We start from the raw sequence: 24,844 nt of genomic DNA, 5'->3' as shown, positions 1-24,844 counted from the left end.
GCCTGAGAAACTAGGCTTGAATCAACAATCTGAAAACCGTATCAATGGCGATATCAGTAATCTAATTTTTCGATTTATGATGGGCAACACACTCGATCTCGACGGCGTCAGCGCCTTTCTGCATGCGGCCGAACTCTCCAGCTTTACCCGCGCCGCCGAGGCGCTGGGCACGGCGCAGTCTCTCATCAGCACACGGGTCAAGAAGCTGGAGGAGGCGCTCGGCCAATTGCTGCTGCAGCGGCATCCGCGCCTCGTCCGGCTGACCGCCGAGGGCGAGCGTTTCCTGCCGGCAGCGCGCGAGTTGATGGCGGCGCATGAGCGGGCGCTGGCGTCCTTCCAGCAGGTTCAGGAGCGCATCAGCATCGGCATCAGCGAGCAGGCGGTCGGAGCCGACGCCCCCGCCCTACTGGCACGGCTCGCCAGGCACGACCCCTCGCTGGTGATCGGTTTGCGGATCGAACCGTCCACAGCGCTTGACACGGCCTTCGAGCGCGGCGAGCTCGATGTCGCGGTGATCCGCCGGCTGGGCTCGGGCCGCACCGGCGAGGTGCTGCGCCGCGACGCTTTCGGCTGGTTCGGATCGCCGTCGCTGACGAAGCCGGATGGGCCGGTGCCGCTGGTCAGCCTGATGCCGGAATGCCGCCTGCGCCGCCACGCTATGGAAGCGCTCGACAGTGCCGGCCTACCCTGGCGCGAGGCCTTCATCGGCGGCGGTATGGCGGCAGTGCTGGCGGCGGTCGAAGGCGGGCTCGGCGTCTCGCCGCTGGCGGCGCGGATCGCGCCGCGCGGGGCGATCGATCTGGGGCCGGACTGGGGGTTGCCGGCGCTCGACACCTTCGAGGTCGTGCTGCGCAGCAATGTCGCGACGCCGCGCGCCAATGCCTTCGTCAGGGAGCTGGCGGCCGCGTTCCGGGCGGGGTGAAATCAGCCGTCATTCTCGGGCGGAGCAAAGCGCAGACCCGAGAATCTCATGACGCGAAGGCGCTGATAAGAGCCTCTTCCGGCCCGAGATGCTCGGGTCAAGCCCGAGCATGACGAGCGCTACGCCACCACCCTCTCGACCCGGCTGATCACCCGCTTCTCGCGCAATTCGCTGATGATGGCGCTGAGGTGCTTCAGGTCCCAGACCGTGAGGTCGATGGTGACGTCGGTGAAGTCCGGCGTCGGGCGAACCATCGCGACGGCGTCGATATTGCCGTCATGCTCGGCGATGGTGGTGGTGATCTGGGCAAGCGAGCCCGGCTCGTTGATCGAGTTCAGCTGGATGCGCGCCGGAAAGCGCTGCGGGCGCTTGTCGTCGAGATCCCAGCGCACATCGAGCCAGCGCTCCGGCTCATTGTCGAAGGCGGCGAGCGAAGGCGACTGGATCGGATAGATCGTCACCGCCTCGCCCGGCGTCAGGATGCCGACGATGCGGTCGCCCGGCACGGCGCCGCCGCCCGGCGCGAAGCGCACGGGCAGGTCGCCGCCAAGGCCGCGGATCGGGATCGCGTCGGAGCCCGGCGTCTCGTTCGGCAGCTTGAACTTGAGGTTCTCGCCCTGACGCAGCTCGAACCAGCCCTTGCCGGGCGGCGCCGCCTTGGCTTCGCCGCCCGTCGCGCGCTTCTCCGGCTCGAGATCGGGATAGACCGCCCGTACCACATCGCCGGAGAACATCTCGCCGCGCCCGACGGCCGCGAGCACGTCGTCGACAGCGGTGCGGGCGAGCCGCTTCAGCGCGGCCTTGAGCTTGTCGTCGGTGAAGGGCCGCTCAGCCCGAGTAAAGGCACGCTCCAGAATCTGGCGGCCGAGGCCGGCATATTGGCGGCGCACGGCGACGCGCGTGGCGCGGCGGATGGCGGCGCGCGCCTTGCCGGTCACCACCAGCGATTCCCAGGCGGCCGGCGGGGCCTGGCCCTCGGCACGGGTGATCTCGACCTCGTCGCCGTTCTGCAATTCGGTCAGGAGCGGCGCGATCCGGCCGTTGATCTTGGCGCCGACAGCGGTGTTGCCGACATCGGTATGGACGGCATAGGCGAAGTCGATCGGCGTCGCGCCGCGCGGCAGCGCGATCAGGCGCCCCTTCGGCGTGAAGCAGAAGACCTGGTCGTGGAAGAGCTCGAGCTTGGTGTGCTCGAGGAATTCCTCGGGATTGTCGCCCTCGGCCAGGAGATCGACGGTGCGGCGCAGCCATTGATAGGCGCGGCTCTCGTCGGCGGCAGCGACAACGCCCGCCGTGCGCCCGTCCTTGTAGCGGGCATGGGCGGCGATGCCGAATTCGGCGACGCGGTCCATGCCGTCGGTACGGATCTGCAATTCGACGCGCTGGCGGCCGGGGCCGACCACCGTGGTGTGTAGCGAGCGATAGTCGTTCTGCTTCGGCGTCGAGATGTAGTCCTTGTAGCGGCCCGGCACCATCGGCCAGGTCATGTGGACGATGCCGAGCACGCGGTAGCAGTCCTCCGGCTTGTCGACGATGACGCGGAAGCCGAAAATATCGGAGAGCTGCTCGAATGAGACGGATTTGCGCTCCATCTTCTTCCAGATCGAATAGGGCCGCTTGCGCCGGCCATAGACCTGCGCCTCGATGCCGCGTTCGGCGAGCTTTGCCTTGAGATCGCTCTCGATCTCGCCAATGACCTTGCCCTCGCGCTGGGTCACCTCCTCCAGCCGCTTGGTGATGGTTTCGTGAGCCTGCGGCTTGATGTGGCGGAAGGCGAGCTCTTCCAGCTCCTCGCGCAGCTCCTGCATGCCCATGCGGCCGGCGAGCGGGGCATAGATCTCGATCGTCTCCTCGGCGATGCGCAGGCGCTTCTCCGGCGGCACATAGTGCAGCGTGCGCATGTTGTGCAGCCGGTCGGCGAGCTTGACCAGCAGCACGCGGATGTCATCGACGATGGCGAGCAGGAGCTTGCGAAAGTTCTCGCCTTGCGCCGCCTTCTTCGAGACGAGGTCGAGCTTCTTGATTTTGGTGAGGCCGTCGACGAGGCGGCGGATATCGGGCCCGAACAGGGTCTCGATCTCCTCCAGCGTCGCCTCGGTGTCCTCGACGGTGTCGTGCAGGACGGCGGCGACGATGGTGGCGTCGTCGAGCTTGAGCTCGGTCAGGATCGCCGCGACTTCGAGCGGATGGGCGAAGAAGGGATCGCCCGAGGCGCGCTTCTGCGTGCCATGGGCACGCATGGCGTAGACATAGGCGCGGTTGAGCAACTCCTCGTCGGTGTTCGGGTTGTAGCGCTTGACCCGGTCGACAAGCTCATATTGCCGCATCATGCCCATGCGGGCGCAACTCCACCGCTCAGTTCAGCTGGATTCATTTCAATATCGACGATGGCGCCAGTCCCCGGCAAGGCGAATTCGCACAGGACGGGCATGAAAAAAGCCCGGCAGGGCCGGGCTTTAGCAGATATCGTCAACGCTTTCCGACAGCTCAATCCTCGTCGTCGGCGCTCTCGGTCGGCGGCACGAGGCCGTCGAGGCCGCGCAGCAAGTCGTCCTCGCTCATCCGGTCGAACTGGATCTCGGAATCGGGCGTCGCCGCGCTCGGCTGGCTGCTGGTCAGCAGCGGCACCGTGTCGGCTTCCGGCTCGTCGACCTCGACATGCTTCTGCAGCGAGTGGATCAGGTCTTCCTTGAGATCCTCGGGGGTGAGCTTCTCGTCGGCGATCTCGCGCAGGGCGACGACCGGGTTCTTGTCGTTGTCGCGCGGGACGAGGATCGAGGAGCCCGAAGCGATCATGCGGGCGCGATGGCTCGCCAGCAGAACCAACTCGAAGCGGTTCTCGACCTTGTCGATGCAATCCTCAACGGTGACGCGAGCCATTCGCGGCTCCTTCTGATCTTGCGCGATGCGATGGAAAGGTTGAACGGCGCTCATACAGGCTGAGCGCTTGCGATGCAAGGTTTTGCACCGGCTTGCCGGCAGCGCGCCCGATCATGGCGACGCCACCGTCTTCAGCCACTGCCGGACAGCCTGAACGTCGGCGCTGGCCATGTTCTCCTCTGTGGCGACCAGATGATACTGGTGCCCTTCGATCACCGGGCCGAACGGGTGGACGAGCACGCCGCGCGACAGTTCGTCCTCGACCAAGAGCAGGCTGGCGATGACGACGCCCTGCCCGGCAACCGCGGCCTGGAGGGCGTGGCTTTCGTCGGTGATTCGCAGGCCGGCATCGACATTCAGGCCCGGCACCTGCGCCAAGGCCTGCCAGCGCCGCCAGTCCGGCTGCAGGTCCCGGCGCCGCCATTCCGAATGGATCAACGTCGCCGCGGTGAGATCGGAAGAGTCGCGCAGGCCGAGCGCAGGGCTGCAGACGACGCCGAAGCGGTCCTGGCACAGCACCTCGGAGGCCAGACCTGCGAACGGCCCTGCCCCGTAGCGCACGGCGATGTCGGCGGCACCGCCGGCCAGATCGACGGCGTCGTCCGAAGCGTGCAGCCGCAGCGCGAATTGCGGCCATTGCGCCTGGAACGCGCTCAGGGCCGGAATCAGGCGCCGGGCGGTGAAGAGTGTCGTCGCGCTGACCGTCACCGCCCCGCGCGCGGGCGCCGGAGACAGCGCGGCGATGGCCCGCGCAAAATTATCAAGACCGTCCCTGAGCACGGGATAAAGCTGCGCGCCGGCCGGCGTCAGCGAGACGCGCCGGACATGCCGCTCGAACAGCGGCAGGCCGAGCGTCGCCTCCAGCAGCCGCATCTGGTGGCTGATCGCGGTCGGCGTCACCGCCAGTTCGTCAGCCGCCTTCCGGAAGCTCAAATGCCGCGCCGCAGCTTCGAAGGCGCGCAGCGCGGCCAGCGGCGGAAGTTTCCGGGGATTGGTCACAGATGAAATTACCTCATCTATCAGCTGAGGAATTCGCCTTTGTAGCACAGATGGATAACGACCTATCTGAAGGAAAGCGAGAGCTTCGCATGAGCTGCTCGGGTTCATGGAGATCGTTATGCAACCCCTCAATATCCTCCAGATCGATGCCAGCGCCCGCCCCGGCATATCCGGCATCGACCCGCGCGGGTCGCACACCCGCCGCCTGACCCGCCGCTTCGTCGAGCGCTGGCAGGAGGCACGGCCGCAGGACAGCGTGACCTATCGCGATGTCGGCCGGCAGCCGCCCTCGCCCGTCAGCGGCGACTGGATCGCCGCAGCGTTCACCCGGCCCGAGCGCCGGGACGAGGCGGCGCGAGCCTGCCTCGCCGAGAGCGATATCTTGGTGCAGGAGTTGCTCTGCGCCGACCTGGTCGTGATCGGAGCCCCCATGTATAATTTCGGCCTGCCCGCCCAGCTCAAGGCCTGGGTCGACAATGTCGTGCGCGTCGGCGTGACCTTCGGCTTCGACCGGAGCCGCCAGGGCGAGCCATATTGGCCGATGCTGCCGGCGGGCAAGCGCCTCGTCATCCTCTCCTCGCGCGGCGACTACGGCTACGACCCCGGCGCGCGCCTTGGAGACATCAACCTGGTCGAGCGCGGATTGAGCGTGCCGATGAGCTATCTCGGCCTGACGCAAACCCATTCGATCGCCATCGAGTATGACGAGTTCGGCGATGAGCGCCTGCGGGCGTCGATCTCGGCGGCCGAGGCCGCGGTCGATGGGTTGGTCGCGGAGCTGGCGCGGAATGCTGCCGAGGTCGTGGAGCGCGAGCCTGTGATGGCCTGACCGAACCGCAGCGACGATCCGGTGAAGCAGCCAAGCCGACCGGGTCGTGGCGCTGCCCTCAGAGCCCGCGCATGCGGGCAACGAGCTCCTCGACCAGCGGCTCACGCGGCTCGACTTGGCCCGGCATCCTGCCAGCCATGGCCGGCAGCTCCTCCGGCCGCTGCTCCAGGAAGCGCATGCGCATCGTCGTCGCCACCGCCTCGCCGAAGGCGATCGCCTCGCGATTGCCGATCGAGGACAGGAAGGCGATGGTGCTGGCCGAGGCGTCGGCGATGGCGGCCCGGATGATCTGCTGGTCGCGCTCGTTGCCGAGGCGCATGGCGAAGACGGTCGAGCATTGCGACAGGATGGTCGGGTCGAGCTCGCCCGGGCGCTGCGTCACAATGCCGAGATATGCGCCGTATTTGCGCCCTTCCTTGGCGATGCGGGCGATGGCCTGGCGCGTCGGCGCGAAGCCGAGCGCCTGATCCTGCGGCACATAGCGATGCGCCTCTTCGCAGAGCAGCAGGATCTCGTAGCTGCCGCGGCTCGCCATGGCGAGATCGAAGGAGAGCCGCGCCAGACTGGACGCGACTGCGTTGACGACCTCCGAGGGCAGCCCGGCGAGCTGGAACACGGTGACCGGCCGGCCGCGATGCGGCACCCGGAAGATCTGGCTGATCACCGGCGCAATCGTCTCCATGCTGTTGGCATGGGCGAAGAGGAAGCCGTAGCGCGGATCGCCATGCAGCGTCTCCAGCCGCACCCGGAGCGCGCGCAGGGTCGTGCGCGGATAGCGCAGCTCGTGCAGGCCGATCAGCTCGTCGATTGCGGTGAAGAGATCGACCAGGCGATAAGGCGCGGCCAGCCCGGCCGCCCCGCCGGCCTCGGCGGTCCGGCGCGCACCGCCCAGGTCCAGCGGGCGCTTCAACAGGCTGGTACCGAGATCGCGCGCCATGTCCTGAGGGGAAACGGTGCGGTAGCGGCTGCGGGCGACGGCGATGACCTCGCGCAGGATTTCCGCCTCGTCCTCCAGCGGCGGACGCCCGCGGAAGACAATGTCGGCGAACTCCTCGAAGCGGAACAGCCAGAACGGCAGGTCGAGCGTGCTCGCATCGATCCGGGCCGAATTATCCGGGAAGGCGTGGGCGTATTCGTTGTGCGGATCGAGGATCAGGATCCGTAGGTTGGGCTTCGCCTCGATCGCCTTGCGCAGCATCAAGGCGACGGCGCTCGACTTGCCGACGCCAGTCGTGCCCAGCACGGCAAAGTGGCGCGAGAGCAGGCGCTCGATGTCGATGCTGGCTGCGACCGAGGCGTCTTGGGTCAGCGTGCCGAGGACGACGCTCTTGCGCTCGCCGAGATCATGAATGAGCTCCAGGTCGCGCGAGCGGATGCGATGCGCCAGCGCACCAATGGGCGGGTAGCTGGTGATGCCGCTGTCGAAGCGCGCTGTGCCGTTCTGCCCATCGACGACCTCGCCGAGCAGCTCGACCTCGACCGCGACCGCATTGGTTCCGGTCTCCTTCCAGATCGGCTCCAGCGCCCGCATCTCGTAAACCAGCCCGACCACGCGGCTCTTCCCGAGGCTGATCGAGATCAGCCGGCCGATGGCGCAGCCGTCGGCCGCGCCCTGCCCCGTCGCGTTCGCCGCGATGGTGGCGCGTGAGCCGGAGCAGCCGATCACGCGGCCGAGCGCGCGGTCGGCCGACCGGTTCGGGTCGCGCCGGTCGGGCGCAATCTCGCTCTCGAACTGCAGATGGTTCGCGGGAAGCTGCATGATGGCCCGGAAACGCCTCGGAGGTTTTGCGAAGGCTAGTTTCCAGGGCTTAACAACAGCCACGCCGCGTATTTCGTGCATCGCCAGGAATTGCACGCAATGCGCGCAATGATCGATCAAGAATACTGACGGCGTCGATCACATCCCTTGCCTTGAACCCTTGCTGCCCGCGGCGTAGACGGCGAAGGACGAAGGGGGCGATGATGACCAGCAACCGCTTGCGCCTGGGCGTGAATATCGACCATGTCGCGACCGTGCGGAACGCCCGCGGCGGCGCCCTGCCCGATCCGGTGCGTGCCGCGCATCTTGCCATCGCAGCCGGCGCCGACGGCATCACCGCCCATTTGCGCGAGGATCGCCGCCATATCCGCGACACCGACATGCAAAGGCTCGCGAGCGAGCTCAGCAAACCGCTCAATTTCGAGATGGCCGCAACGACGGAGATGATCGGCCTCGCCGAGAGGTTCAGGCCGCACGCCGCCTGCCTTGTGCCGGAGAAGCGCGAGGAGCGCACGACCGAAGGCGGGCTCGAAGTCGTGGGCCAGGCTGAGGCGCTGGCTGCCCCGATCGCCCGGCTGCGGGACGCCGGCTGCCGCGTCTCGCTGTTCATCGAGGCGGATGAGGCTCCGATCGCGATGGCGGCCAAGCTCGGCGCGCCGGTCGTCGAGCTCCACACCGGCACCTGGTGCCACGCCGTCGCCGACAGCCATGCCGAGAAGGCGCAGGCCGAGTTCGAGCGGCTCGCCAAAGGCGCGGCATTCGCCGCCTCGCTCGGGCTCGAGGTCCATGCCGGCCACGGGCTCGACTACGACACGGCGCGCCAGCTCGCCGGCATTCCGGCCTTCGTCGAGTTCAACATCGGCCATTTCCTGGTCGGCGAGGCGATCTTCGTCGGCTTCGAAACCGCGATCGCGGGGATGCGGCGGGCGATGGACGAGGGCCGTGCTGCCGGCCGATGAGCCGGCGGCGGCAGCGCGTCACGATGCTCGATCGGGCGAGTAGCCCTCCCGGTGCTGCCTGCCCAGGTCACCGATCTCATCCCATACCGCCTTCGAGCCGACCCATATGTGGCGGGCGACCCGCAAAGCACCACCGCCCTCGTCAATGAGGCCGGCTGGAATGAACGTCCGCCGGTCGTCATTGGGACCCGGCACTGGAGAGCCACAAGTTCGACAGAAGCAGGCTTGCCAATCGGCGCCGGGCTTTTTCCAGATCTTGATCTGATCCTGGCCACGCAGCCAGCGAAAGACCTGATTATCGACGACCACGACCGCGATGCCGTTGCCGCCGGTGAAGCGCCGGCAGATCGAGCAGTGACACACGAAAACGTCGGATAGCGGCGCATCGACCTCGAACGCAACCGCGCCGCAATTGCACTGTCCCCTCGCCATGTCGGCCTCCCCTTCGCTGCGCTCGACCGTATTGCCGGCGTCGCAACGAGTCCCCGGTCAATGGACGAGGGCGGCGCCGCCGGTTAAACCCTCGCCATGATCCTCGGCATCGGCTCTGATCTCTGCGACATCCGCCGCATCGAAAACTCGCTCGCCCGCTTCGGCGAGCGCTTCACGCAGCGCGTCTTCACGGCCGGCGAGCAGGCGAAATCCGACCGCCGCGCCACCCGTGCGGCCTCCTATGCCCGCCGCTTCGCCGCCAAGGAGGCCTGCTCGAAGGCGCTCGGCACCGGCATCCGCTCCGGCGTGTTCTGGCGTGACATGGAGGTGGTGAACCTGCCGAGCGGGCGGCCGACCATGCGGCTGACCGGCGGCGCCGCAGCGCGTCTCGCACAGATGGTACCACCGGGGCATGAGGCGGTCGTGCATGTCTCGCTGACCGACGATCCGCCTCTGGCGCAAGCCTTCGTGGTGATCGAGGCCAGGCCGATCCAGGCCTGACCTCGTTTCGCATAGCGCTATTCGGCGGGAGCCGGGGTAACGCCGGTGATCTGGCCCTTCGGCTCGTCGCTCAGCCAGCGGTAGAGGACACCGCCGAGCACGCCGCCGATGATCGGCGCCACCCAGAACAGCCAGAGCTGCTGCAAAGCCCAGCCGCCGACGAAAAGCGCCGGGCCGGTCGAGCGCGCGGGGTTCACCGAGGTGTTGGTGACCGGGATGCTGACCAGGTGGATCAGGGCGAGGCCGAGGCCGATGGCGAGCGGTGCGAAGCCGGCCGGCGCCTTGCCATGGGTCGCGCCCATGATGATGAACAGGAACATCATGGTCATCACCACCTCGGTCAGGAAGGCCGAGGCCAGCCCGTATTTGCCGGGCGAATGTTCGCCATAGCCGTTGGAGGCGAAGCCCTTTGCGAGATCAAAGCCCGGCGCACCGACCGCGATGAAATAGAGCACCGTGGCAGCGAGGATGGCGCCGACGACCTGCGCGACGATGTAGGGAACGACCTGACTGGTCGGGAAGCGTCCACCGGCGGCAAGGCCGATCGTGACGGCCGGATTGAGATGACAGCCGGAGATGTGGCCGACCGAATAGGCCATGGTGACGACGGTCAAACCGAATGCGAGAGAAACGCCCAGCAACCCGATGCCGACCTGCGGGAAGCCCGCCGCTATCACGGCGCTGCCGCAGCCGGCGAAGGTCAGCCAGAAGGTCCCGATCACCTCTGCGACATAATTTCTCGTGCTCATGTCGATTCCCCCATTGGTTGCGATCACAGGACTGTGATCCCAGGGCGACCCAGCGTCAATCTGGCGCAGACGCAGAGGCCAGCCGCGCCGATGAAGGCCGGCCGTCAGGCCAACGCAAGTTCCGGTAGGCAGCGCTTTACCGGTCTCCGCGCGGCGTGGGCCGGGCCCGCCTGCAGCGGCGCTCGCAGGGTCGCCTTGCGCTGCGGACACCACCCGGGGCTCTTCGGCGCCGGCCAATGGGAGTATCGGCATGACGTGCCTACGGCCTGCGCAAGGGCCGCCCATCCCTGCCATGTTGCTTTGCCATGCCGCAGCTGCGTTGTCCGACGCCCGATAGTCGGCTAGACCGCGCACTTGAAACGCAGCCAGCAGGAGCCCCGCGTGGCGAACGACGCCGAGATCAAGAGCAAGACCAAGGACGAAGGCGGCATCCTCGAGACGATCAAGGTCGTCGTCCAGGCGCTGCTCATCGCCCTGGTGATCCGCACCCTGCTGTTCCAGCCCTTCAACATACCCTCGGGCTCGCTGATCCCGACGCTGCTGATCGGCGACTACCTGTTCGTCTCGAAATACACCTACGGCTATTCGAAGCACTCGATGCCGTTCAGCCCGCCGCTGTTCCAGGGCCGGGTCTGGGCCGCCGAGCCCAAGCGCGGCGACATCGCCGTGTTCAAGCTGCCGAGCGACAATTCGACAGACTACATCAAGCGCGTCATCGGCCTGCCGGGTGACCGCATCCAAATGATCGACGGCGTGCTGCACATCAACAACCAGCCGGTGAAGCGCGAGCGGATCGCCGATTTCGTCACCACCGACGCCTGGGGCCGTGCCACGAATGCGATCCAGTATCGCGAGACGCTGCCGAACGGGGTCAGCCACCAGATCATCGAGCGCGAGGGCGACACCGGTACCTTCGACAACACACCGGTCTTCACGGTGCCGGCCGGCCATTTCTTCATGATGGGCGACAATCGCGACAACTCGCTCGATTCGCGCGACCGCAGCGTCGGCTACGTGCCGTTCGAAAACTTCGTCGGCCGCGCCGAGATTATCTTCTTCTCGATCGACGAGGGCGCGTCGGCCTGGCGCATCTGGGAATGGCCCTGGACGGTGCGCTGGAACCGCATGTTCTCGACGATCAAGTGAGCAAGACCACCGACAGCGGCCGCAAGCTGCCCGAGCTCTCGCGGCTCGAAGACCGGCTCGGCCACCGCTTCCGCGACCGGGCCCTGCTGGAGACGGCGCTCACCCATATGAGCGCCGATCCGCGCCGGATCGCGAGCTATCAGCGGCTCGAATTTTTGGGCGACCGCGTGCTCGGCCTCTCGGTGGCCGATATGCTGTTCACCACCTATCCGCAGGCCGAGGAAGGCGACATGTCGCGCCGCCTGGCCGATCTCGTGCGCAGGGAGACCTGCGCTGCTGTCGCGAGCGCCTGGGATGTCGGCCCGCACTTGCGCCTCGGCGAGGGCGAGATCCTCTCGGGCGCGCGCAAGAACAAGGCGATCCTGGCCGATGCCTGCGAGGCGATCATCGGTGCCGTCTTCATCGACGGCGGCTATGGCGCCGCGCGTAAGCTGGTCGAGGCCGGCTTCGGCGAGCGGCTGCTGACGCCGGCGACGCCGCTGCGCGACGCCAAGACCGCGCTGCAGGAATGGGCGCAGGGCCAGGGCCATCCGACGCCGACCTATTCCGAGCGCGGCCGCTCCGGCCCCGACCATGCGCCGATCTTCCGCATCGCGGTGCGAATCGGCTCTTTGGCCGAGGCCGAGGCCGAAGGACGCTCGAAGCGGCTGGCCGAGCAGGCGGCGGCCGAAGCCTTCCTGCGCCGGCAGGGATTGTGGAACGAAGGGGCGGAGGCTGACCATGGCTGAAGGCGACCAGCAGACCCGCTGCGGCTTCGTCGCGCTGATCGGCGCGCCCAATGCCGGCAAGTCGACGCTGCTCAACCAGCTCGTCGGCGCCAAGATTTCGATCGTCTCGCGCAAGGTGCAGACGACGCGCACCCAGGTGCGCGGCATCGCCCTCTCCGGTCAGACGCAGATCATCTTCGTCGACACGCCCGGCATCTTCGCGCCCAAGCGCCGGCTCGACCGCGCCATGGTGACGAGCGCCTGGGGCGGGGCGACCGATGCCGACCTGATCGGCGTGCTGATCGATGTCGGCCGCTTCGATCATGAGGAGAACACGGCGCTGCTGGAGAAGCTCTCCGAGCTCAGGCAGCCGAAGTTCCTGATCCTCAACAAGATCGACACGATTCCGAAGGAAAAGCTGCTCGCCATCACCGCGGCGGTGAACGAGCGGGCCACGTTCGAGGCGACCTTCATGGTCGCGGCGCTGACCGGCTATGGCGTCAAGGACATCCTGAGCTGGCTCGAAACGCGGATGAAGCCCGGCCCCTGGCTCTATCCGGAAGACCAGATTTCGGATGCGCCGCTGCGCTTCCTCGCCGCCGAGATCACGCGAGAGAAGATCTTCGAGCGGCTGCACGACGAATTGCCCTATCGCTCGACCGTCGAGACCGAGAGCTGGCAGCAGCGCCCGGACGGCTCGGTCCGGATCGAGCAGACAATCTATGTCGAGCGCGAGGGCCAGCGTAAGATCGTGCTCGGCGAAGGCGGCCAAACGATCAAGGCGATCGGCCAGAAGGCGCGCGTCGAGATCGCCGAAGCGGCCGAGGCGAAGGTGCACCTCTTCCTGTTCGTCAAGGTTCGGGAGAACTGGAGCGACGATCCGGAACGATATAGTGAGATGGGACTGGACTTTCCGAAAAGCTGAACATCTACGCGTTCGCACGCGCAAATGGCAAAATCCGATCACAATCTTGCGCGCCGCGCGGCATCTACCACATAATTGCCGAAGGAGTGCTCGATTTGAAGCGCTGCCCCGACATTATTCAACCTTGATCCACGCCGATTCTTATTGATCGACCCTATTTGAGCAGGAGCCATTACATGGCAGGTGAACCGCGCATCGCGCTCTTCATCGACGGCGCCAACCTTTACGCGACGTCGAAGCAGCTCGGCTTCGATATGGACTACCGTCGTCTGCTCAAGGAATTCCAGGGCCGCGGCAATCTGATCCGGGCCTTCTACTTCACGACACTGGTGGAGAGCGAAGAATACACTTCGATCAGGCCGCTGGTCGACTGGCTCGACTATAACGGCTACCGGGTCATCACCAAGGCCGCCAAGGAGTTTACCGACGCGACCGGCCGCCGCCGCGTCAAGGGCAATATGGATATCGAGCTCGCCATCGAAATGCTCGAGCTCGCGCCCCATCTCGACCATATCTACCTGTTCTCCGGCGACGGCGATTTCCGTCCTTTGGTCGAGGCGGTGCAGCGCAAGGGCGTCAAGGTCTCGGTGGTCTCGACCATCAACACCACTCCGCCCATGGTCGCCGACGATCTGCGCCGGCAATGCGACGAATTCGTCGAGCTCGCCAGCCTGATGCAGAAGGTCGGGCGCGACCCGGCCGAGCGAGCCGCCCGGGCACCCGGGCAAGCCAATCCGGGGCTGGAGCGCCGCTATGGCATCCGCCAGGGCGACGAGACGCCGGAAGGCTGAACCTGTCCTTCTCTCTCGCGTTGTCGATGGAAGAGGAGCGGCGTCGAGCGGCAGGCACTTGACCGCGTCTGCGGCTCGCGCAAGCTCTGTTCCGCAACGACACCCGGAGGGCACGCCTTGCAACGCCGCAGCTTTCTCACCGGCCTCGCCGCCGGGTCCGCCTTCGTGATCGCCCGCCCGGCTCTGGTGCTGGCCCAGACCGCACCAGCGCCCGCCGCGCCGCCGCCGGTCTTCACGTTACCGAAGCTTTCTTACGCCTATGAGGCGCTGGAGCCGGTCATCGATGCGCAGACGATGCGCATCCATCACTCCCTGCACCATCAGGCCTATGTGAACGGCGCCAACGCCGCCGCCGGCCAGTGGGAGGCCCTGCGCACCACGCCGATCGAGACGGTGCTGGCCGATCTCAGCGCCGCGCCCGACACTGTCCGCACCGCGGTGCGCAACAATGTCGGCGGTCACTGGAACCACAGCTTCTTCTGGGAGCTGATGACCCCCGGGGGCGCACAGCAGCCCAGTACGGAGCTGAAGAGCGCGATCGATAGCGCCTTCGGCTCGGTCGACGAATTGACGAAGCGGGTCAATCAGGCCGGCACCACGCGCTTCGGCTCGGGCTGGGCCTGGCTGGTCGTCGGCAAGGACAAGAAGCTCGCGATCATCTCGACGGCGAACCAGGACACGCCGCTCGAGCTCGGCGCCAAGGCGGTGCTCGGCGTCGATGTCTGGGAGCACGCTTATTATCTGAAATACCAGAACCGCCGGCCGGAATACCTCACCGCCTGGTGGAAGACGGTGAACTGGGACAAGGCGAACGAGAATTTCAAGAAGGCTATGGCATAACGACGGAACTTCCCTCGGCCTCTCCCGTTATGGTTGTAATGGGGAAGCCGGGGGTGGCGCATGTCGGATGATGCCAGCGAGATCGCACGCGCCTGCTACAAGGCCTATGTCGACAAGGATCGAACCGCGATCGAAGCGCTCATCGCCGAAGACTTCCACTTCACCAGCCCGCTCGACAACCGCCTCGATCGCACGGCCTATTTCGAGCGTTGCTGGCCGAACAGCGAGCGCATCCGCGCCTGCACATTCAAGCGCCTCATCGCGATCGGCGAGACGGTCTTCGTCACCTATGAAGGCGAGGCCGTCGACGGCAAGGGCTTCAGCAACACCGAGGTCATGACGATCCGTAACGGCGAGATTGTCGAGGTGGAAGTCTATTTCGGCTGGTCTCTGCCCCATCCGGCGCCGGAAGGCGGTTTCGTCGAGCCTGACGGTCTGACCTCCGAATAGGCGCAGGTTTTGGCGTCTTATCCACCCGTCTTCAGGATGCGGGCCTTGTCGCGGTTCCAGTCGCGGGTCTTCTCGGTCTCGCGCTTGTCGTGCAGCTTCTTGCCCTTGCCGAGGCCGAGTTCGACCTTCGCCCGCCCCTTGTCGTTGAAATAGACCTTGAGCGGGATGACAGTGAAACCCTCGCGCTGGATCGCGCCCATCAGCTTGTTGATCTGGCGGCGATGTAGCAGCAGCTTTCGTGGCCGGCGGACATCGTGGTTGAAGCGGTTGGCTTCGAGATATTCCGGGATATGGGCGTTGAACAGGAAGAGCTCGTTGCCCATCGGGCCGGCATAGCTCTCGCCGATCGTCGCCTTGCCGCCGCGCAGCGACTTGATCTCGGTGCCCTGCAGGGCGATGCCGGCTTCCAAGGTCTCGGTGATGGCATAGCTGTAGCGCGCCTTGCGGTTGTCGGCCGCGAGCTTGTAGCGCTCTGGATCGGGCTTGCTCATCGAAACTCTCCGGTAGTCGGCATTGCCGGCTACCTCACTTAAGCATTCAGCAGGCCGGCGTGAACCATGGCGCTGCGAATGACTTCGCCGGTCGCCGGCGTCACCGGCAGCAAAGGCAGGCGGACCTCTTCCTCGATCCGGCCGAGGCGCTTCAGCCCATGCTTGGCGCCGGCAAGGCCCGGCTCCTTGAAGATGGCGTCGTGCAGCGGCACCAGCCGGTCCTGGATCTTGAGAGCCCCGGCGTAGTCGCCCTTGAGGGCGCAGGCCATCAGGTCGGCGCAGAGCTTGGGCGCGACATTGGCGACGACCGAGATGCAGCCATGGCCGCCGGCCGCCATATAGGCGAGCGCGGTCATGTCTTCGCCCGAGAGCTGGATGAAATCGGGACCGAGCACATGGCGCTGCTGCGAGACGCGGGCGAGATTGGCGGTCGCGTCCTTCACCCCGGCGATGTTCTTGAGCTCATAGAGCCGGGCCATGGTCTCGACCGACATGTCGATCACCGAGCGCGGCGGGATGTTGTAGATGATGATCGGGATTCCGATCGCGTCGTTCACCGCCTTGAAGTGCTGGTACATGCCTTCCTGGGTCGGCTTGTTGTAGTAGGGCGTTACCACGAGCACCGCCTGGGCGCCGGCCTTCTCGGCGTGCCTGGCCAGCGAGATCGCCTCGGTGGTGTTGTTCGAGCCGGCGCCGGCGATCACGGGCACCCTGCCCTTGGCCTGGTCGATGACGATCTCGGTGACGCGGCCGTGTTCGTCATGGCTGAGCGTCGGGCTCTCGCCGGTGGTGCCGACCGGAACCAGCGCGGTCGAGCCGCTCTCGATCTGCCAGTCGACCAACGCGCGCAACGTCGCTTCGTCGATCTTCCCGCCTTTGAACGGCGTCACCAGTGCGGGCATCGAACCGGTGAGTGGCGCATGCTTGGTCATGGACGGTCCTGAAAACGACAAAGTTCGGCGTGAAACGGGCGACAGACATAGCCTTTCAGCCGCAGTCCGCAAAGCCGGCAACCCATCAAAAATCGTGGCGGCATGGTTAGGACTTCATAAAGCTCCCTGCGGGAGCATGGCTACTGCTACGATCCGGCTTGCTTGGGGGGATGCCTCATATGGCGCTATCGCCGGGCCGACGGTTCTTCGGAGCCGGCCTGACGCTCATTATGGTGACTGTTGGACCCTGCTCTGCGGGCCCTGACGGCTCGCATCCATTGCAGATCGATCGCCTGGCGCGCGTCGGCACGAGCGACGACACCGGGCCTGCGAGCGTCGACGTCGGCGTGACCGCCTCGCTCGCGCCACAGACCGAGCCGGCTGCACCGCGCGTTCCGCCGGCCGAGATCGCCCGGCCGGAAGAGCGCGTCGACCTCGAACCGCTGAAGAAGGCCGTGGCGGCCTATCGGGCCGGCAAGCTGGAGGATGGCGACGGCATCGCCCGCCGCATCGACGACAAGGCGGTGCGCGGCATGCTGGAATGGGTCGCGCTGCGCAGCTTGTCCAATGTGGTGAGCTTCGAGCGCATCGCCGAATTCCTCGACGAGTTCCCCAACTATCCCGGCACGACGCCGTTCCGCCGCCGCGCCGAGGCGGCGCTGGTCAACGACCGGCGCTCGCCTGAGACCGTCCGTGCCTTCTTCCACGGCCGCGAGCCGATCAGCCCGGCCGGGCGCATCGCGCTCGCCCGCGCTCTTGCAGCCGAGGGCAAGAGGGACGAGGCGCTGGCGCTCGCCCGCCGGACCTGGCTCAAGGATCATCTCGGCGCCGGGCTCGAGAAGATCGTGCTCGACAATTTCGGCGACAAGCTCACCACCGCCGACCATCGCCTGCGCACCGAACGCTATCTCTTCGCCGGTAAGAGCGAGGAGGCGCTGCGCAATGCCGCGCGCGTTTCGCAGGACTATGTCGCGCTCGCCAAGGTCCGCCTCGCCAGCGCCAAGGCCAAGGGGCCGATCGCGCAGAAGCAAATCGACGCCGTGCCTGCCGCGCTGAAGAAGGACATCTCCTTCGCCTTCCTGCAGGCGCAGCAGGCGCGCCGCTCCGGCAAGCCGGCCGATGCCGCCAAGGCGATCGCCGATGTCCCGCGCGATCCGGCACTGCTCGGCGACGGCGACGGCTGGTGGGAAGAGCGCCGGCTGATCGCCCGCAAGCTGCTCGACGAGGGCGACGCCAAGGGTGCCTATGCGGTCGCCGCCGGCCATGGCGCCGAGGACACGGCCGAGCGAATCGACGCCGAATGGCATGCCGGCTGGATTGCGCTGCGCTTCGAAAAGGACGCCGAGCGGGCCGCCAAGCATTTTGCCGAGGCCGCCAAGATCGCCGAGACCCCGATATCGGTGGCCCGCGCCACCTATTGGCAGGGCCGCGCCGCCGACGCGCTGAACAAGAGCGACGAGGCCAAGACCTTCTATGCCCGCGCCGCCGAGCATCCGGTTGCCTATTACGGCCAGCTCGCCCGCGCCCGGCTCGGCCTCACCGACCTGCCGGTGCGGCGCACCATGGCGGCGCCGCTGGCGCATCTGCCCGGCTTCAAGGCGGCCAAGCTGCTCTATGCGATCGAGGCGCCCGACCTCGCCGGACAATTGCTGATCGACCTCTCGCAGCGCCTGCACGATGCCGCCGCGCTCGAAGCCATCGCCGACATCGCCCGACAGCGCGGCGACGCCAGGACCCTGCTGACCATCGGCAAGATTTCGCTGCAGCGCGGCTTCCCGCTCGACGAGGCCGCCTTCCCGACCTTCGGCGTGCCCGAGTTCCCAACCCTGGGCGATCCGATGGAGCGCGCCATCGTCCATGCCATCGCCCGGCAAGAGAGTGCGTTTGATCCGGCCGCGGTCTCGCATGCCGGTGCGCTCGGCCTGATGCAGATGATGCCTGCGACGGCCCGCGAGACGGCGCGGCGGGCGCAATTGCCGTTCGAGCTCGACAAGCTGACCAAGGACCCGCTCTATTCGGCCAAGATGGGCGCGGCCCATCTCAACGACCTGCTCGGCGACTGGCGCGGCTCCTATATCCTCACCTTCGCCGCCTATAATGCCGGCTCCGGCAATGTGAAGAAGTGGATCACCGCCTATGGCGATCCGCGCCTGCCCGAGGTCGACGCGGTCGACTGGGTCGAGCGCATCTCCTTCACCGAAACGCGCAACTATGTGCAGCGGGTGATGGAGAATCTGCAGGTCTATCGCCAGCGCCTCAACCAGCGCACCGCCTATATGATCGACTACGATCTGAAGCGCGGCGGCAAGCGGGATTAAGGGACGTCCCGCATTTCGCGATCAACGTCATGGAGGGCGTGGACTGAGCCCTGCTTTCGCTCACCCCATCGCCATGGTTAGGTGCGGCATGCCCGCTTTCGCGTCGAGTCCCCAATGAATTCCGATACCGGCTTCCGCTCCCTGTTCATCAGCGCTCGCGACGGGCTGAAGCTGCATGTGCGCGAATACGGACCGCAGGTAGCGCCCAATCTGCCGATCGTCTGCCTCGCCGGGCTGGCGCGCACCTCTGCCGATTTCCATGAGCTCGCGCTGGCCCTGGCGGAGGACGGGCCGCGCCGGGTGCTGGCGCTCGACTATCGCGGCCGTGGCCGCTCGGACTATGCCAAGGACTGGCGCGACTACGACATCCGCGTCGAGCTCGACGACCTCATGCAGGTTCTGGCGGCGACCGGCGTCGAGGAAGCCGTCTTCATCGGCACCTCGCGTGGCGGGCTTCTGAGCATGGCGCTCGGCGCGGCACGGCCCGCAGCGATCCGCGGCGCCGTTCTCAACGATGTCGGGCCGGTGATCGACGCGCGTGGCCTGCTGCGCATCCGCGGCTATGTCGGCAAGCTGCCGACGCCGCGCAGCTTCGCCGAAGGCGCCGAGATCCTGAAGCGGCTGTCGGACCAGCAATTCCCACTCTTCAGCGCGGCCGAGTGGGAGATCATGGCGCGCCGGACCTGGACCGAGCGCAACGGCGCGCTGGTGCCGGACTATGATCCACGTCTGCTGAAGACGCTGGAGGAGCTCGACCTCGAAGCCCCGCTACCTGAGCTCTGGCCCTATTTCGCGGCGCTGAACCATGTCCCGCTGCTAGCGATCCGCGGCGAGAATTCCGATCTGCTGGCGGAAAGGACGTTGGAAGAGATGGGGCGTCGCCATCCGCGCTGCGAAACCTTCACCGCGCCGGGCCAGGGTCATGCGCCTTTGCTCGGCAGCAAGGACATGATCCGCCGCATCGGCCGGCTGATCGCGAAGGCGGAGAAGCAGGCGGCCTGAGCCGCTCAGCGCCTCTTCTTGCGGCGCTTCGCCTTCATCGCGCGCGAGTGCTCGGTCTCACCGCCGCCCGCAAGGATTTTTGCCTCGGCCTGCCATTGCTCCGCCACATCGCGGCCCGGGAAGCCGGTATGGTGGGCCAGGAAGCGCAATTCGTCCGGCCCCAGCGCAACGATCTGATCGAAATGCCAGATGCCGAGGCCGTTCAGCGTCTCGGCGATCGCCGGGCCGATGCCATCGATCAGGCCAAGATCGTCCGGCTTGCCGCCGCGAGCGCCCGGCAGGAGGTTGCTCGGGCGCTTGCCTTCGAGTGCCGCTCCGGAGAGCGGGATCGCTGTCACCGGCTCGACCGTCGTCGCGGTTCGTGCCAGCGCAGCCGCCTGTGCCACCCAGTCCTCACGCTCGATCCGCCCCGGGAAAGCGAGATAAGTGCCGACCCACTCGACGTTCTCAGGGGTCCAGGCGGCGATCTGGCTGAAGTGCCAGATGCCGAGCGCATGCAGGCGCGCCTCGTTCTGCAGGCCGATGCCCTTGATCAGCTTGAGATCGTCGGGCTGCCCGCCGTGGGCGGCGATGAAGCCGGCCGGGCGCTTGCCGGCGATGGCATCCTCGCCCTCGACCTTCGGCATCGCTGCCGGCTCGGCGGAGGCCGTCCCGACAACGCTTTCCCGTGCGGTCGGCCCTGGAAGAGCCGGAGCAGGCTGCGGCAAGGCAAGGCGGGGTGCCGGGGCGGCGAGCGCCGTGAGCGCCTCGCCTTCACCGGCGAACAGGCTGCCGATCAGGCAGCCGGCGGCATAGGCGAGCAGATAGAGCAGCGCCGTCTCGATCCAGAACGCCACCTGATCGTTGACCAGCCGTAGCCAGACCAGCGCCGCCAGCGCGGCCCAGAGCATGGCGAGGCCAAGGGCCGGGCCGCCAGCGAAACCACGCGGGCCGCCGCGGCCGGTCAGCCAGCCAAAGACGAGGCCCATCGCGAAAGCGGCGAGGAGGAACCAGGCGAACTGGATCGCAAGATAGAGCATCGCCGCCCCCTATTTCGCCACGGTGAACTGAACGCGGCGGTTCTTCACGCGCGCATCGGGATCGCCATGGGCGACCAGCGGCCGGTCGGTCCCATACCCCTTCACCTCGAGCTGGGCCGGGCCGATGCCGCGACGGATCAGCTCTTCGCGGACGCGCAGCGCCCGACGATTCGACAGATCGAGATTATTGAAGCCGCTGCGCTCACCGTCGAGATTGGCATGGCCCTCGATAGTGACGCGCGAGGCGGGGCACTGCTTGAGGATGGCGGCAGCCTCGGTCATCGCCCGCTCGGTTACCGGGTCGAGCGTCACCACGGCCGTCCCCTGGCCGAACATGACATAATAGCGCTGCGTCAGCGCATCGAGCTCGTTCTGGCAGGTGCTCGGCGGATCGATGACGCAGCCGGTCTGGCGCATGCCGACCTCGGCCTTGCCAATGAAGCCGTCGGGCAGGCCGCTCGCCAGATTGGTCTCGACCTCGTCGCGGATCAGCGCCCGGCAGGTCAGCCCACGCACATTGACCTCGCGATCGACCACGCTGGCCGAGCCCAGATCAAGCCGTAGCAGGTCCTGAACCACCCCGCGCGCCGCCACTCCGAATCCGGTCGGCGCCGCCGGCAGTATCTCGGTTTCGTCGCTGACGCGCCCGCGCAAGGGCGAAGCCTCGATCAAGGCCGCAATCGCGTCCTTGGCCGCAGCATCGGGCAGATAGCCGCCCAGATAGCCTCCGGATTTGTCGATCGAAGCGGTGAAACCATAGCTGCGTAGGGCGAGCAGCGGCCGGCCCGAGAGCGAGAGCCCTGCCGGCAGCGCCTTGCCCTTGAGCGCATCCTGCAAAACCTGCCAGCCAGCCTTGTCCGCCGCAGCACCGGTGAGGCTGAGCGCGGAACCGGCCAGCGAGACGCTGCCTTGCGCCATCCTGCCGAGGAGCCCGAGGGCGAAACGGGTCGCCTCACCGTAATCGGGGCCGCCGCGCGGCACAGCTTCGACCACAGTCCGATCGACGACCTCGCCGCCGGATAGGGCCGCGCGCGCCGCCTCCAGGACAGCCGCCTTGGCCGCTGCATCAGGCGCGACACCGGACAGGACGATACCGTTTTCGGATTTTTCCGCACGCCATTGCAGCGGCCGCGGCGCTGTGCGTGGCGCAGGCTGCGGCTCGATGGTCGTAGCCGGGCCAGGCGTGACTGGGGCCGGATTGGCCGGTGCCGGCATGCTCGGCGTCGCCGGCTCGGCTGGCGGCGCATTGGTCGATGGCGCCGGCGCCGGCTCGCTCTTCGGCGCCGGCGGCTGAGGCGGGCAGGCGATGCTGGCGAGCGCGACGGATCCGGGGCCGTCGCCCTGCGCGATGGTCAACTTCAACGCCTCGCAGGCCTCGTAGCTCTCCGGTCCCTGCCCGGAGATGCGATAGGCGTCGCCCTCGATCTCGGTCTTGCCACTGCGCAGGCGGGCGAGATCGGCGATGGCACGTGTCACCCTGGCCGCGAAGGCTGGCGGCTCGCCGGCCGCCGGCAGCATGCGGTCGCTCACCGCCCCGGCCGCCGGAAACGCGCGCCCGAGCAGCGCCGTGATCTCGCGGCGCATCGCGTCGGACGGATAATAGCCGGTGACCGAGACCGAACCAGAGGCATCCTTCTCAGCGCTCCAGCGATAAGGCGCCACTATTGGCGGGCTGAGCGTGCAATCGACGCGGGTGAAGCCCTGCGGAGGGGCAGCGGAGGCCTTCTCGCGCAAGGCGATGAAGCTCTCCGGCGTCGCGGCCGTGCCCTCGACACAGTAGCGGGAATCGTCAAGCGCGACCTTGCCGGCAGAGAGTTGGCCGAGATCGCGCATCAGTAAGCCGGCCAGGTCGGCGAAACCGACTGGCGCGCCGAATGCGATCTTCTGCTGATCGTCGATCCGCAATCCCGGTCTCAAAGCCCGCGCCGCGCCAAGCAGCGCGGATGCGGTGGCTTCGTCCGGCACGGAGCCGGAGAGCGTGACGAGATCGCCTTGCCGCGCTGCCGACCAGCTATAGGGCCTTTGCGCGATGACCTGCGTCAGCCCGCCGAGGACGCGCCGGACGCCGAATTCCGACTGAAGCTGTGCCAGCGCCTTGTTGGCGCCGTCGGACGTGACCGCCTCACCGTCGAGGTAGACATCGCGGCCGCTGATTTTGACAGAAACGCCGCGCGCGCCGGATGCCGCTCCTGCCACCGTACTCGCTGCGAGCGCCCTGGCCTCGATATCGCGCCTGATCGACTCGGTGTGCAGCACATTGGCGGACGCCCAGACCACGGCGACCGGAACGAGCCCCCAGAGCCAACCGGCGTGCCGCGCCATGCCGAAAATCCCGTCCTGTTCCAGGAACCGCTCGCGCCGAATCCGGACGCATACAGCCCTTTGCAATCACGCCCCATCGCAGCTTCAAGTCAAGCAAGCGGCCGATCCGCTATTGCGACAGTCAGATGGTGTTTCGACGAGGTAAGGCCCGCAGTAAACGAAAAAAGCCCCGGGTTTCCCCGGGGCTTCCTTGAGCGATCTTACGATCGATCAGAAGTCGCGCTGGATGCGGAGACGGCCAGCCCAAGCATCGTCGTTCTTGATGCCGAGCGCGCCGTTGCGGACGATACCGACGCCGTTGACCGCAGTGCCGACCCGATCACGCAGCTCGACGCGGGTGTAGAGGACTTCCACACCGATATCGAGGCCCGAGACCGGCGACCAGATCAGGTTACCAGCAACGATGAACTCCTTCGGATCAAGCGAGCGACCGACAGCACCGATGGCGTAGTTCGCGACCGGGTTGTTGTAGCCGAGCTTGATTTCCGAGTACGAGCCGTAGAGCTCCGAACGCAGCTGCGGGGTCCAGAAGTGGCGCAGACCAGCGACGACCGACCAGCCGGTCGAGGTCTTGGTGGAGCCGGTAGCCGGATCATAGCCGATGTCGCCCAGGATCAGAGGGCCGGTACGGCCGACGCCGTAGTTGCCCGACCAACCGAGGTAGCCGAGAGCGCCGTCAGCATAGGCGGCCTGCAGGAACAGGTGATCGCCAGCCGCAAGCATCGGCAGGTTGATCTTCACGCCGCCCTGGATCGCCCAGCCGTACTCGTCCGAGCTGAAAGCAATCGGAGCGATCGCAGCGCCAGCAAGGGTGAGGCCAGAGACCTTACGCTGGGTGAGAGCACCCGACAGCTGAGCGGAGCCCCAGCCCTGATCGACGCGCAGCGAGGCAACGATGTCCGGGAAATCCTGACCTTCGTACAGGACGCTGGCACCAGCGCCGCCGAAGCCGAGGAAGTTACGGGTGAAGGCGCCGTTCTCGCGGTTGCCCGTGCCCGAGGTGCGGTCTTCGACCGAGATCGTGGCCGAGAAGCCCGAACCGAAGGTGGCGGTGTAGGCCAACAGGTTCAGACGCGAGTCAGCCGTACGGAGGGTCGAGAAGCCGAAGTCGTTCGCGTAGAAGTCGAAGAACGACTGAGCGCGACCAGCGGTGATCGGGCCGAACTGAACGAAGGCCAGGTCGAGGAGCGACGAGGTCGAGGTCGAGGTCGAGTGGATGTTACCCGGGAAGGTGATGCCCTGGTTACCAGCCGGAGTGGTGTTCAGGTACATGCCCGAGTTGTTGGTCAGCTCGTAGCGGAAGAACGTACGCAGCGTGCCGTAGGCAGTGGCGGTGCGGGCGTCGACGTTCAGACGGCCACGAGCGCGCATGCCGTAGGCGTCCTGCAGGTCGCCGTAACGGGTGCCGACCGTGTACTCAGCACGGACACGACCACCAACGCGAAGGCAGGTGTCGGTGCCCGGGATGTAGAAGAAGCCCGCGCCATAAGCGGAGCAAACGCGAACGTACTCGACCGGAGCGGCCTTCCGCGAAGGAAGGTCGGCGGCCTGAGCCCCGGCAACCGCGGCGATGCCGGCGGCGGAACCGAGGAGGAGGCTCTTGACGAGCTTCATTTGATTACCTCCAAAAGAGTTTCGAGACCCTCGGGCGTCGGCACGTTCTAACCGGTGGCCCCAGGAGACCTGTCCGGCGAACCCGCCTATCCCGGTCTTTCGCCCGCGTCCCCGAACCGTTCGGAGGCGAAGACGAAAAACAGCGACCGGGAACGTCCGTAAGCGCCGCGCCAGCACCCTATGGATTAGGGATTGAGGATTTCCGGAAGCGCCACGGCATGAGATCTTCGACGCCGCTTTGCGGGTGGCCGTTGATG

At 66.8% G+C, this 24,844-nt stretch carries 23 protein-coding genes; 12 read left to right on the top strand and 11 right to left on the bottom strand.

Features of this window, described 5'->3' with window-relative positions; all coding sequences use genetic code 11:
- Positions 1–79 precede the first annotated feature (79 nt).
- On the top strand, positions 80–922 hold the full coding sequence (locus tag ACFPOB_RS22935) for a LysR substrate-binding domain-containing protein (protein ID WP_377800698.1): 843 nt from the start codon (positions 80–82) through the stop codon (positions 920–922).
- A gap of 119 nt (positions 923–1,041) precedes the next feature.
- On the opposite strand, the gene ACFPOB_RS22930 is transcribed toward ACFPOB_RS22935, so the two are convergent.
- The 3 genes from ACFPOB_RS22930 to ACFPOB_RS22920 form a co-directional block, all read right to left on the bottom strand.
- On the bottom strand, positions 1,042–3,252 hold the full coding sequence (locus tag ACFPOB_RS22930; protein WP_377800801.1) for a RelA/SpoT family protein: 2,211 nt from the start codon (positions 3,250–3,252) through the stop codon (positions 1,042–1,044).
- 157 nt (positions 3,253–3,409) lie between these two features.
- Positions 3,410–3,802 carry a DNA-directed RNA polymerase subunit omega gene (gene rpoZ / locus ACFPOB_RS22925; RefSeq protein WP_092158745.1) on the bottom strand — a complete coding sequence of 131 codons (393 nt, stop codon included), beginning with the start codon at positions 3,800–3,802 and terminating at the stop codon, positions 3,410–3,412.
- 111 nt (positions 3,803–3,913) lie between these two features.
- On the bottom strand, positions 3,914–4,801 hold the full coding sequence (locus ACFPOB_RS22920) for a LysR substrate-binding domain-containing protein (protein ID WP_377800697.1): 888 nt from the start codon (positions 4,799–4,801) through the stop codon (positions 3,914–3,916).
- A gap of 118 nt (positions 4,802–4,919) precedes the next feature.
- Here ACFPOB_RS22920 and ACFPOB_RS22915 point away from each other — a divergent pair, with 118 nt between their 5' ends.
- Positions 4,920–5,630: an FMN-dependent NADH-azoreductase gene (locus ACFPOB_RS22915; protein WP_377800696.1), complete on the top strand. Its 711-nt coding sequence runs from the start codon at positions 4,920–4,922 to the stop codon at positions 5,628–5,630.
- A 58-nt stretch (positions 5,631–5,688) separates the two neighbouring features.
- Here ACFPOB_RS22915 and ACFPOB_RS22910 read toward each other — a convergent pair whose 3' ends face one another.
- The gene (locus ACFPOB_RS22910) at positions 5,689–7,389 is read right to left on the bottom strand and encodes an ATP-binding protein (protein WP_377800695.1); all 1,701 of its coding nucleotides are present in this window, start codon (positions 7,387–7,389) and stop codon (positions 5,689–5,691) included.
- A gap of 203 nt (positions 7,390–7,592) precedes the next feature.
- Between ACFPOB_RS22910 and ACFPOB_RS22905 the strand changes: the two genes are divergently transcribed.
- A complete protein-coding gene (locus ACFPOB_RS22905; RefSeq protein ID WP_377800694.1) occupies positions 7,593–8,348 on the top strand; it encodes a pyridoxine 5'-phosphate synthase in 756 nt (251 codons plus the stop codon).
- Between the two features lie 18 nt (positions 8,349–8,366).
- Here the strand turns inward: ACFPOB_RS22905 and ACFPOB_RS22900 are convergent, their stop codons facing one another.
- Complete coding sequence (locus ACFPOB_RS22900) at positions 8,367–8,780, bottom strand: GFA family protein (RefSeq protein ID WP_377800693.1); 414 nt, start codon at positions 8,778–8,780, stop codon at positions 8,367–8,369.
- 96 nt (positions 8,781–8,876) lie between these two features.
- Between ACFPOB_RS22900 and acpS the strand changes: the two genes are divergently transcribed.
- Positions 8,877–9,281 (top strand): holo-ACP synthase, encoded by a 405-nt coding sequence (acpS, locus tag ACFPOB_RS22895; RefSeq protein WP_377800692.1) that lies wholly within the window; start codon positions 8,877–8,879, stop codon positions 9,279–9,281.
- Between the two features lie 17 nt (positions 9,282–9,298).
- Here acpS and aqpZ read toward each other — a convergent pair whose 3' ends face one another.
- On the bottom strand, positions 9,299–10,030 hold the full coding sequence (gene aqpZ / locus ACFPOB_RS22890; protein WP_377800691.1) for an aquaporin Z: 732 nt from the start codon (positions 10,028–10,030) through the stop codon (positions 9,299–9,301).
- Positions 10,031–10,411: 381 nt separating this feature from the next.
- Between aqpZ and lepB the strand changes: the two genes are divergently transcribed.
- The 6 genes from lepB to ACFPOB_RS22860 all read left to right on the top strand — a co-directional run bounded on the left by lepB (position 10,412) and on the right by ACFPOB_RS22860 (position 14,889).
- On the top strand, positions 10,412–11,176 hold the full coding sequence (lepB, locus tag ACFPOB_RS22885) for a signal peptidase I (protein ID WP_377800690.1): 765 nt from the start codon (positions 10,412–10,414) through the stop codon (positions 11,174–11,176).
- Entirely contained in the window at positions 11,128–11,904 is a 777-nt protein-coding gene (gene rnc / locus ACFPOB_RS22880; protein ID WP_377800689.1) for a ribonuclease III, read from the top strand. Before lepB ends, rnc begins: the two co-directional genes overlap by 49 nt.
- The gene (gene era, locus ACFPOB_RS22875; RefSeq protein WP_377800688.1) at positions 11,897–12,808 is read left to right on the top strand and encodes a GTPase Era; all 912 of its coding nucleotides are present in this window, start codon (positions 11,897–11,899) and stop codon (positions 12,806–12,808) included. The genes rnc and era overlap by 8 nt, the downstream gene beginning before the upstream one ends.
- Before the next feature lie 176 nt (positions 12,809–12,984).
- Positions 12,985–13,599 carry a LabA-like NYN domain-containing protein gene (locus tag ACFPOB_RS22870; RefSeq protein ID WP_377800687.1) on the top strand — a complete coding sequence of 205 codons (615 nt, stop codon included), beginning with the start codon at positions 12,985–12,987 and terminating at the stop codon, positions 13,597–13,599.
- Positions 13,600–13,716: 117 nt separating this feature from the next.
- Entirely contained in the window at positions 13,717–14,439 is a 723-nt protein-coding gene (locus ACFPOB_RS22865; RefSeq protein WP_377800686.1) for a superoxide dismutase, read from the top strand.
- 60 nt (positions 14,440–14,499) lie between these two features.
- Entirely contained in the window at positions 14,500–14,889 is a 390-nt protein-coding gene (locus tag ACFPOB_RS22860; protein ID WP_377800685.1) for a nuclear transport factor 2 family protein, read from the top strand.
- A 17-nt stretch (positions 14,890–14,906) separates the two neighbouring features.
- Here ACFPOB_RS22860 and smpB read toward each other — a convergent pair whose 3' ends face one another.
- Together smpB and dapA are read right to left on the bottom strand one after the other, a co-directional pair.
- Positions 14,907–15,380 (bottom strand): SsrA-binding protein SmpB, encoded by a 474-nt coding sequence (gene smpB, locus ACFPOB_RS22855; RefSeq protein ID WP_137883819.1) that lies wholly within the window; start codon positions 15,378–15,380, stop codon positions 14,907–14,909.
- 38 nt (positions 15,381–15,418) lie between these two features.
- Positions 15,419–16,312, bottom strand: coding sequence for a 4-hydroxy-tetrahydrodipicolinate synthase (dapA, locus tag ACFPOB_RS22850; RefSeq protein ID WP_377800684.1), 894 nt, complete (start codon positions 16,310–16,312; stop codon positions 15,419–15,421).
- 278 nt (positions 16,313–16,590) lie between these two features.
- Here dapA and ACFPOB_RS22845 point away from each other — a divergent pair, with 278 nt between their 5' ends.
- Both ACFPOB_RS22845 and ACFPOB_RS22840 read left to right on the top strand, forming a co-directional pair.
- Entirely contained in the window at positions 16,591–18,630 is a 2,040-nt protein-coding gene (locus tag ACFPOB_RS22845) for a lytic transglycosylase domain-containing protein (protein WP_377800683.1), read from the top strand.
- Between the two features lie 114 nt (positions 18,631–18,744).
- Complete coding sequence (locus tag ACFPOB_RS22840; protein ID WP_377800682.1) at positions 18,745–19,632, top strand: alpha/beta fold hydrolase; 888 nt, start codon at positions 18,745–18,747, stop codon at positions 19,630–19,632.
- 5 nt (positions 19,633–19,637) lie between these two features.
- On the opposite strand, the gene ACFPOB_RS22835 is transcribed toward ACFPOB_RS22840, so the two are convergent.
- The 3 genes from ACFPOB_RS22835 to ACFPOB_RS22825 all read right to left on the bottom strand — a co-directional run bounded on the left by ACFPOB_RS22835 (position 19,638) and on the right by ACFPOB_RS22825 (position 24,587).
- Positions 19,638–20,651: a hypothetical protein gene (locus tag ACFPOB_RS22835; RefSeq protein WP_377800681.1), complete on the bottom strand. Its 1,014-nt coding sequence runs from the start codon at positions 20,649–20,651 to the stop codon at positions 19,638–19,640.
- A gap of 9 nt (positions 20,652–20,660) precedes the next feature.
- Positions 20,661–22,973 (bottom strand): OmpA family protein, encoded by a 2,313-nt coding sequence (locus ACFPOB_RS22830; RefSeq protein WP_377800680.1) that lies wholly within the window; start codon positions 22,971–22,973, stop codon positions 20,661–20,663.
- A 210-nt stretch (positions 22,974–23,183) separates the two neighbouring features.
- Positions 23,184–24,587 carry a porin gene (locus tag ACFPOB_RS22825; protein WP_377800679.1) on the bottom strand — a complete coding sequence of 468 codons (1,404 nt, stop codon included), beginning with the start codon at positions 24,585–24,587 and terminating at the stop codon, positions 23,184–23,186.
- Between the last annotated feature and the right edge of the window lie 257 nt (positions 24,588–24,844).

Origin of the sequence: Allobosea eneae, from assembly GCF_042657265.1 — a bacterium.
Lineage (GTDB): Bacteria > Pseudomonadota > Alphaproteobacteria > Rhizobiales > Beijerinckiaceae > Allobosea > Allobosea eneae.
The sequence above is the reverse complement of the archived record's forward strand: the minus strand, read 5'-3'. Positions and strand labels throughout refer to the sequence as shown.

Excerpts from the sequence above, each read along its gene's own strand:
- ACFPOB_RS22840 (WP_377800682.1), top strand. The coding sequence starts at position 18,745 with ATGAATTCCGATACCGGCTTCCGCTCCCTGTTCATCAGCGCTCGCGAC.
- ACFPOB_RS22830 (WP_377800680.1), bottom strand. The coding sequence starts at position 22,973 with ATGGCGCGGCACGCCGGTTGGCTCTGGGGGCTCGTTCCGGTCGCCGTG.
- ACFPOB_RS22930 (WP_377800801.1), bottom strand. The coding sequence starts at position 3,252 with ATGATGCGGCAATATGAGCTTGTCGACCGGGTCAAGCGCTACAACCCG.
- ACFPOB_RS22905 (WP_377800694.1), top strand. The coding sequence starts at position 7,593 with ATGACCAGCAACCGCTTGCGCCTGGGCGTGAATATCGACCATGTCGCG.
- ACFPOB_RS22935 (WP_377800698.1), top strand. The coding sequence starts at position 80 with ATGGGCAACACACTCGATCTCGACGGCGTCAGCGCCTTTCTGCATGCG.
- ACFPOB_RS22860 (WP_377800685.1), top strand. The coding sequence starts at position 14,500 with ATGTCGGATGATGCCAGCGAGATCGCACGCGCCTGCTACAAGGCCTAT.
- ACFPOB_RS22900 (WP_377800693.1), bottom strand. The coding sequence starts at position 8,780 with ATGGCGAGGGGACAGTGCAATTGCGGCGCGGTTGCGTTCGAGGTCGAT.
- dapA (WP_377800684.1), bottom strand. The coding sequence starts at position 16,312 with ATGACCAAGCATGCGCCACTCACCGGTTCGATGCCCGCACTGGTGACG.
- ACFPOB_RS22870 (WP_377800687.1), top strand. The coding sequence starts at position 12,985 with ATGGCAGGTGAACCGCGCATCGCGCTCTTCATCGACGGCGCCAACCTT.
- ACFPOB_RS22910 (WP_377800695.1), bottom strand. The coding sequence starts at position 7,389 with ATGCAGCTTCCCGCGAACCATCTGCAGTTCGAGAGCGAGATTGCGCCC.
- aqpZ (WP_377800691.1), bottom strand. The coding sequence starts at position 10,030 with ATGAGCACGAGAAATTATGTCGCAGAGGTGATCGGGACCTTCTGGCTG.
- ACFPOB_RS22825 (WP_377800679.1), bottom strand. The coding sequence starts at position 24,587 with ATGAAGCTCGTCAAGAGCCTCCTCCTCGGTTCCGCCGCCGGCATCGCC.
- ACFPOB_RS22915 (WP_377800696.1), top strand. The coding sequence starts at position 4,920 with ATGCAACCCCTCAATATCCTCCAGATCGATGCCAGCGCCCGCCCCGGC.
- acpS (WP_377800692.1), top strand. The coding sequence starts at position 8,877 with ATGATCCTCGGCATCGGCTCTGATCTCTGCGACATCCGCCGCATCGAA.
- ACFPOB_RS22835 (WP_377800681.1), bottom strand. The coding sequence starts at position 20,651 with ATGCTCTATCTTGCGATCCAGTTCGCCTGGTTCCTCCTCGCCGCTTTC.
- era (WP_377800688.1), top strand. The coding sequence starts at position 11,897 with ATGGCTGAAGGCGACCAGCAGACCCGCTGCGGCTTCGTCGCGCTGATC.
- rnc (WP_377800689.1), top strand. The coding sequence starts at position 11,128 with ATGGCCCTGGACGGTGCGCTGGAACCGCATGTTCTCGACGATCAAGTG.
- smpB (WP_137883819.1), bottom strand. The coding sequence starts at position 15,380 with ATGAGCAAGCCCGATCCAGAGCGCTACAAGCTCGCGGCCGACAACCGC.
- rpoZ (WP_092158745.1), bottom strand. The coding sequence starts at position 3,802 with ATGGCTCGCGTCACCGTTGAGGATTGCATCGACAAGGTCGAGAACCGC.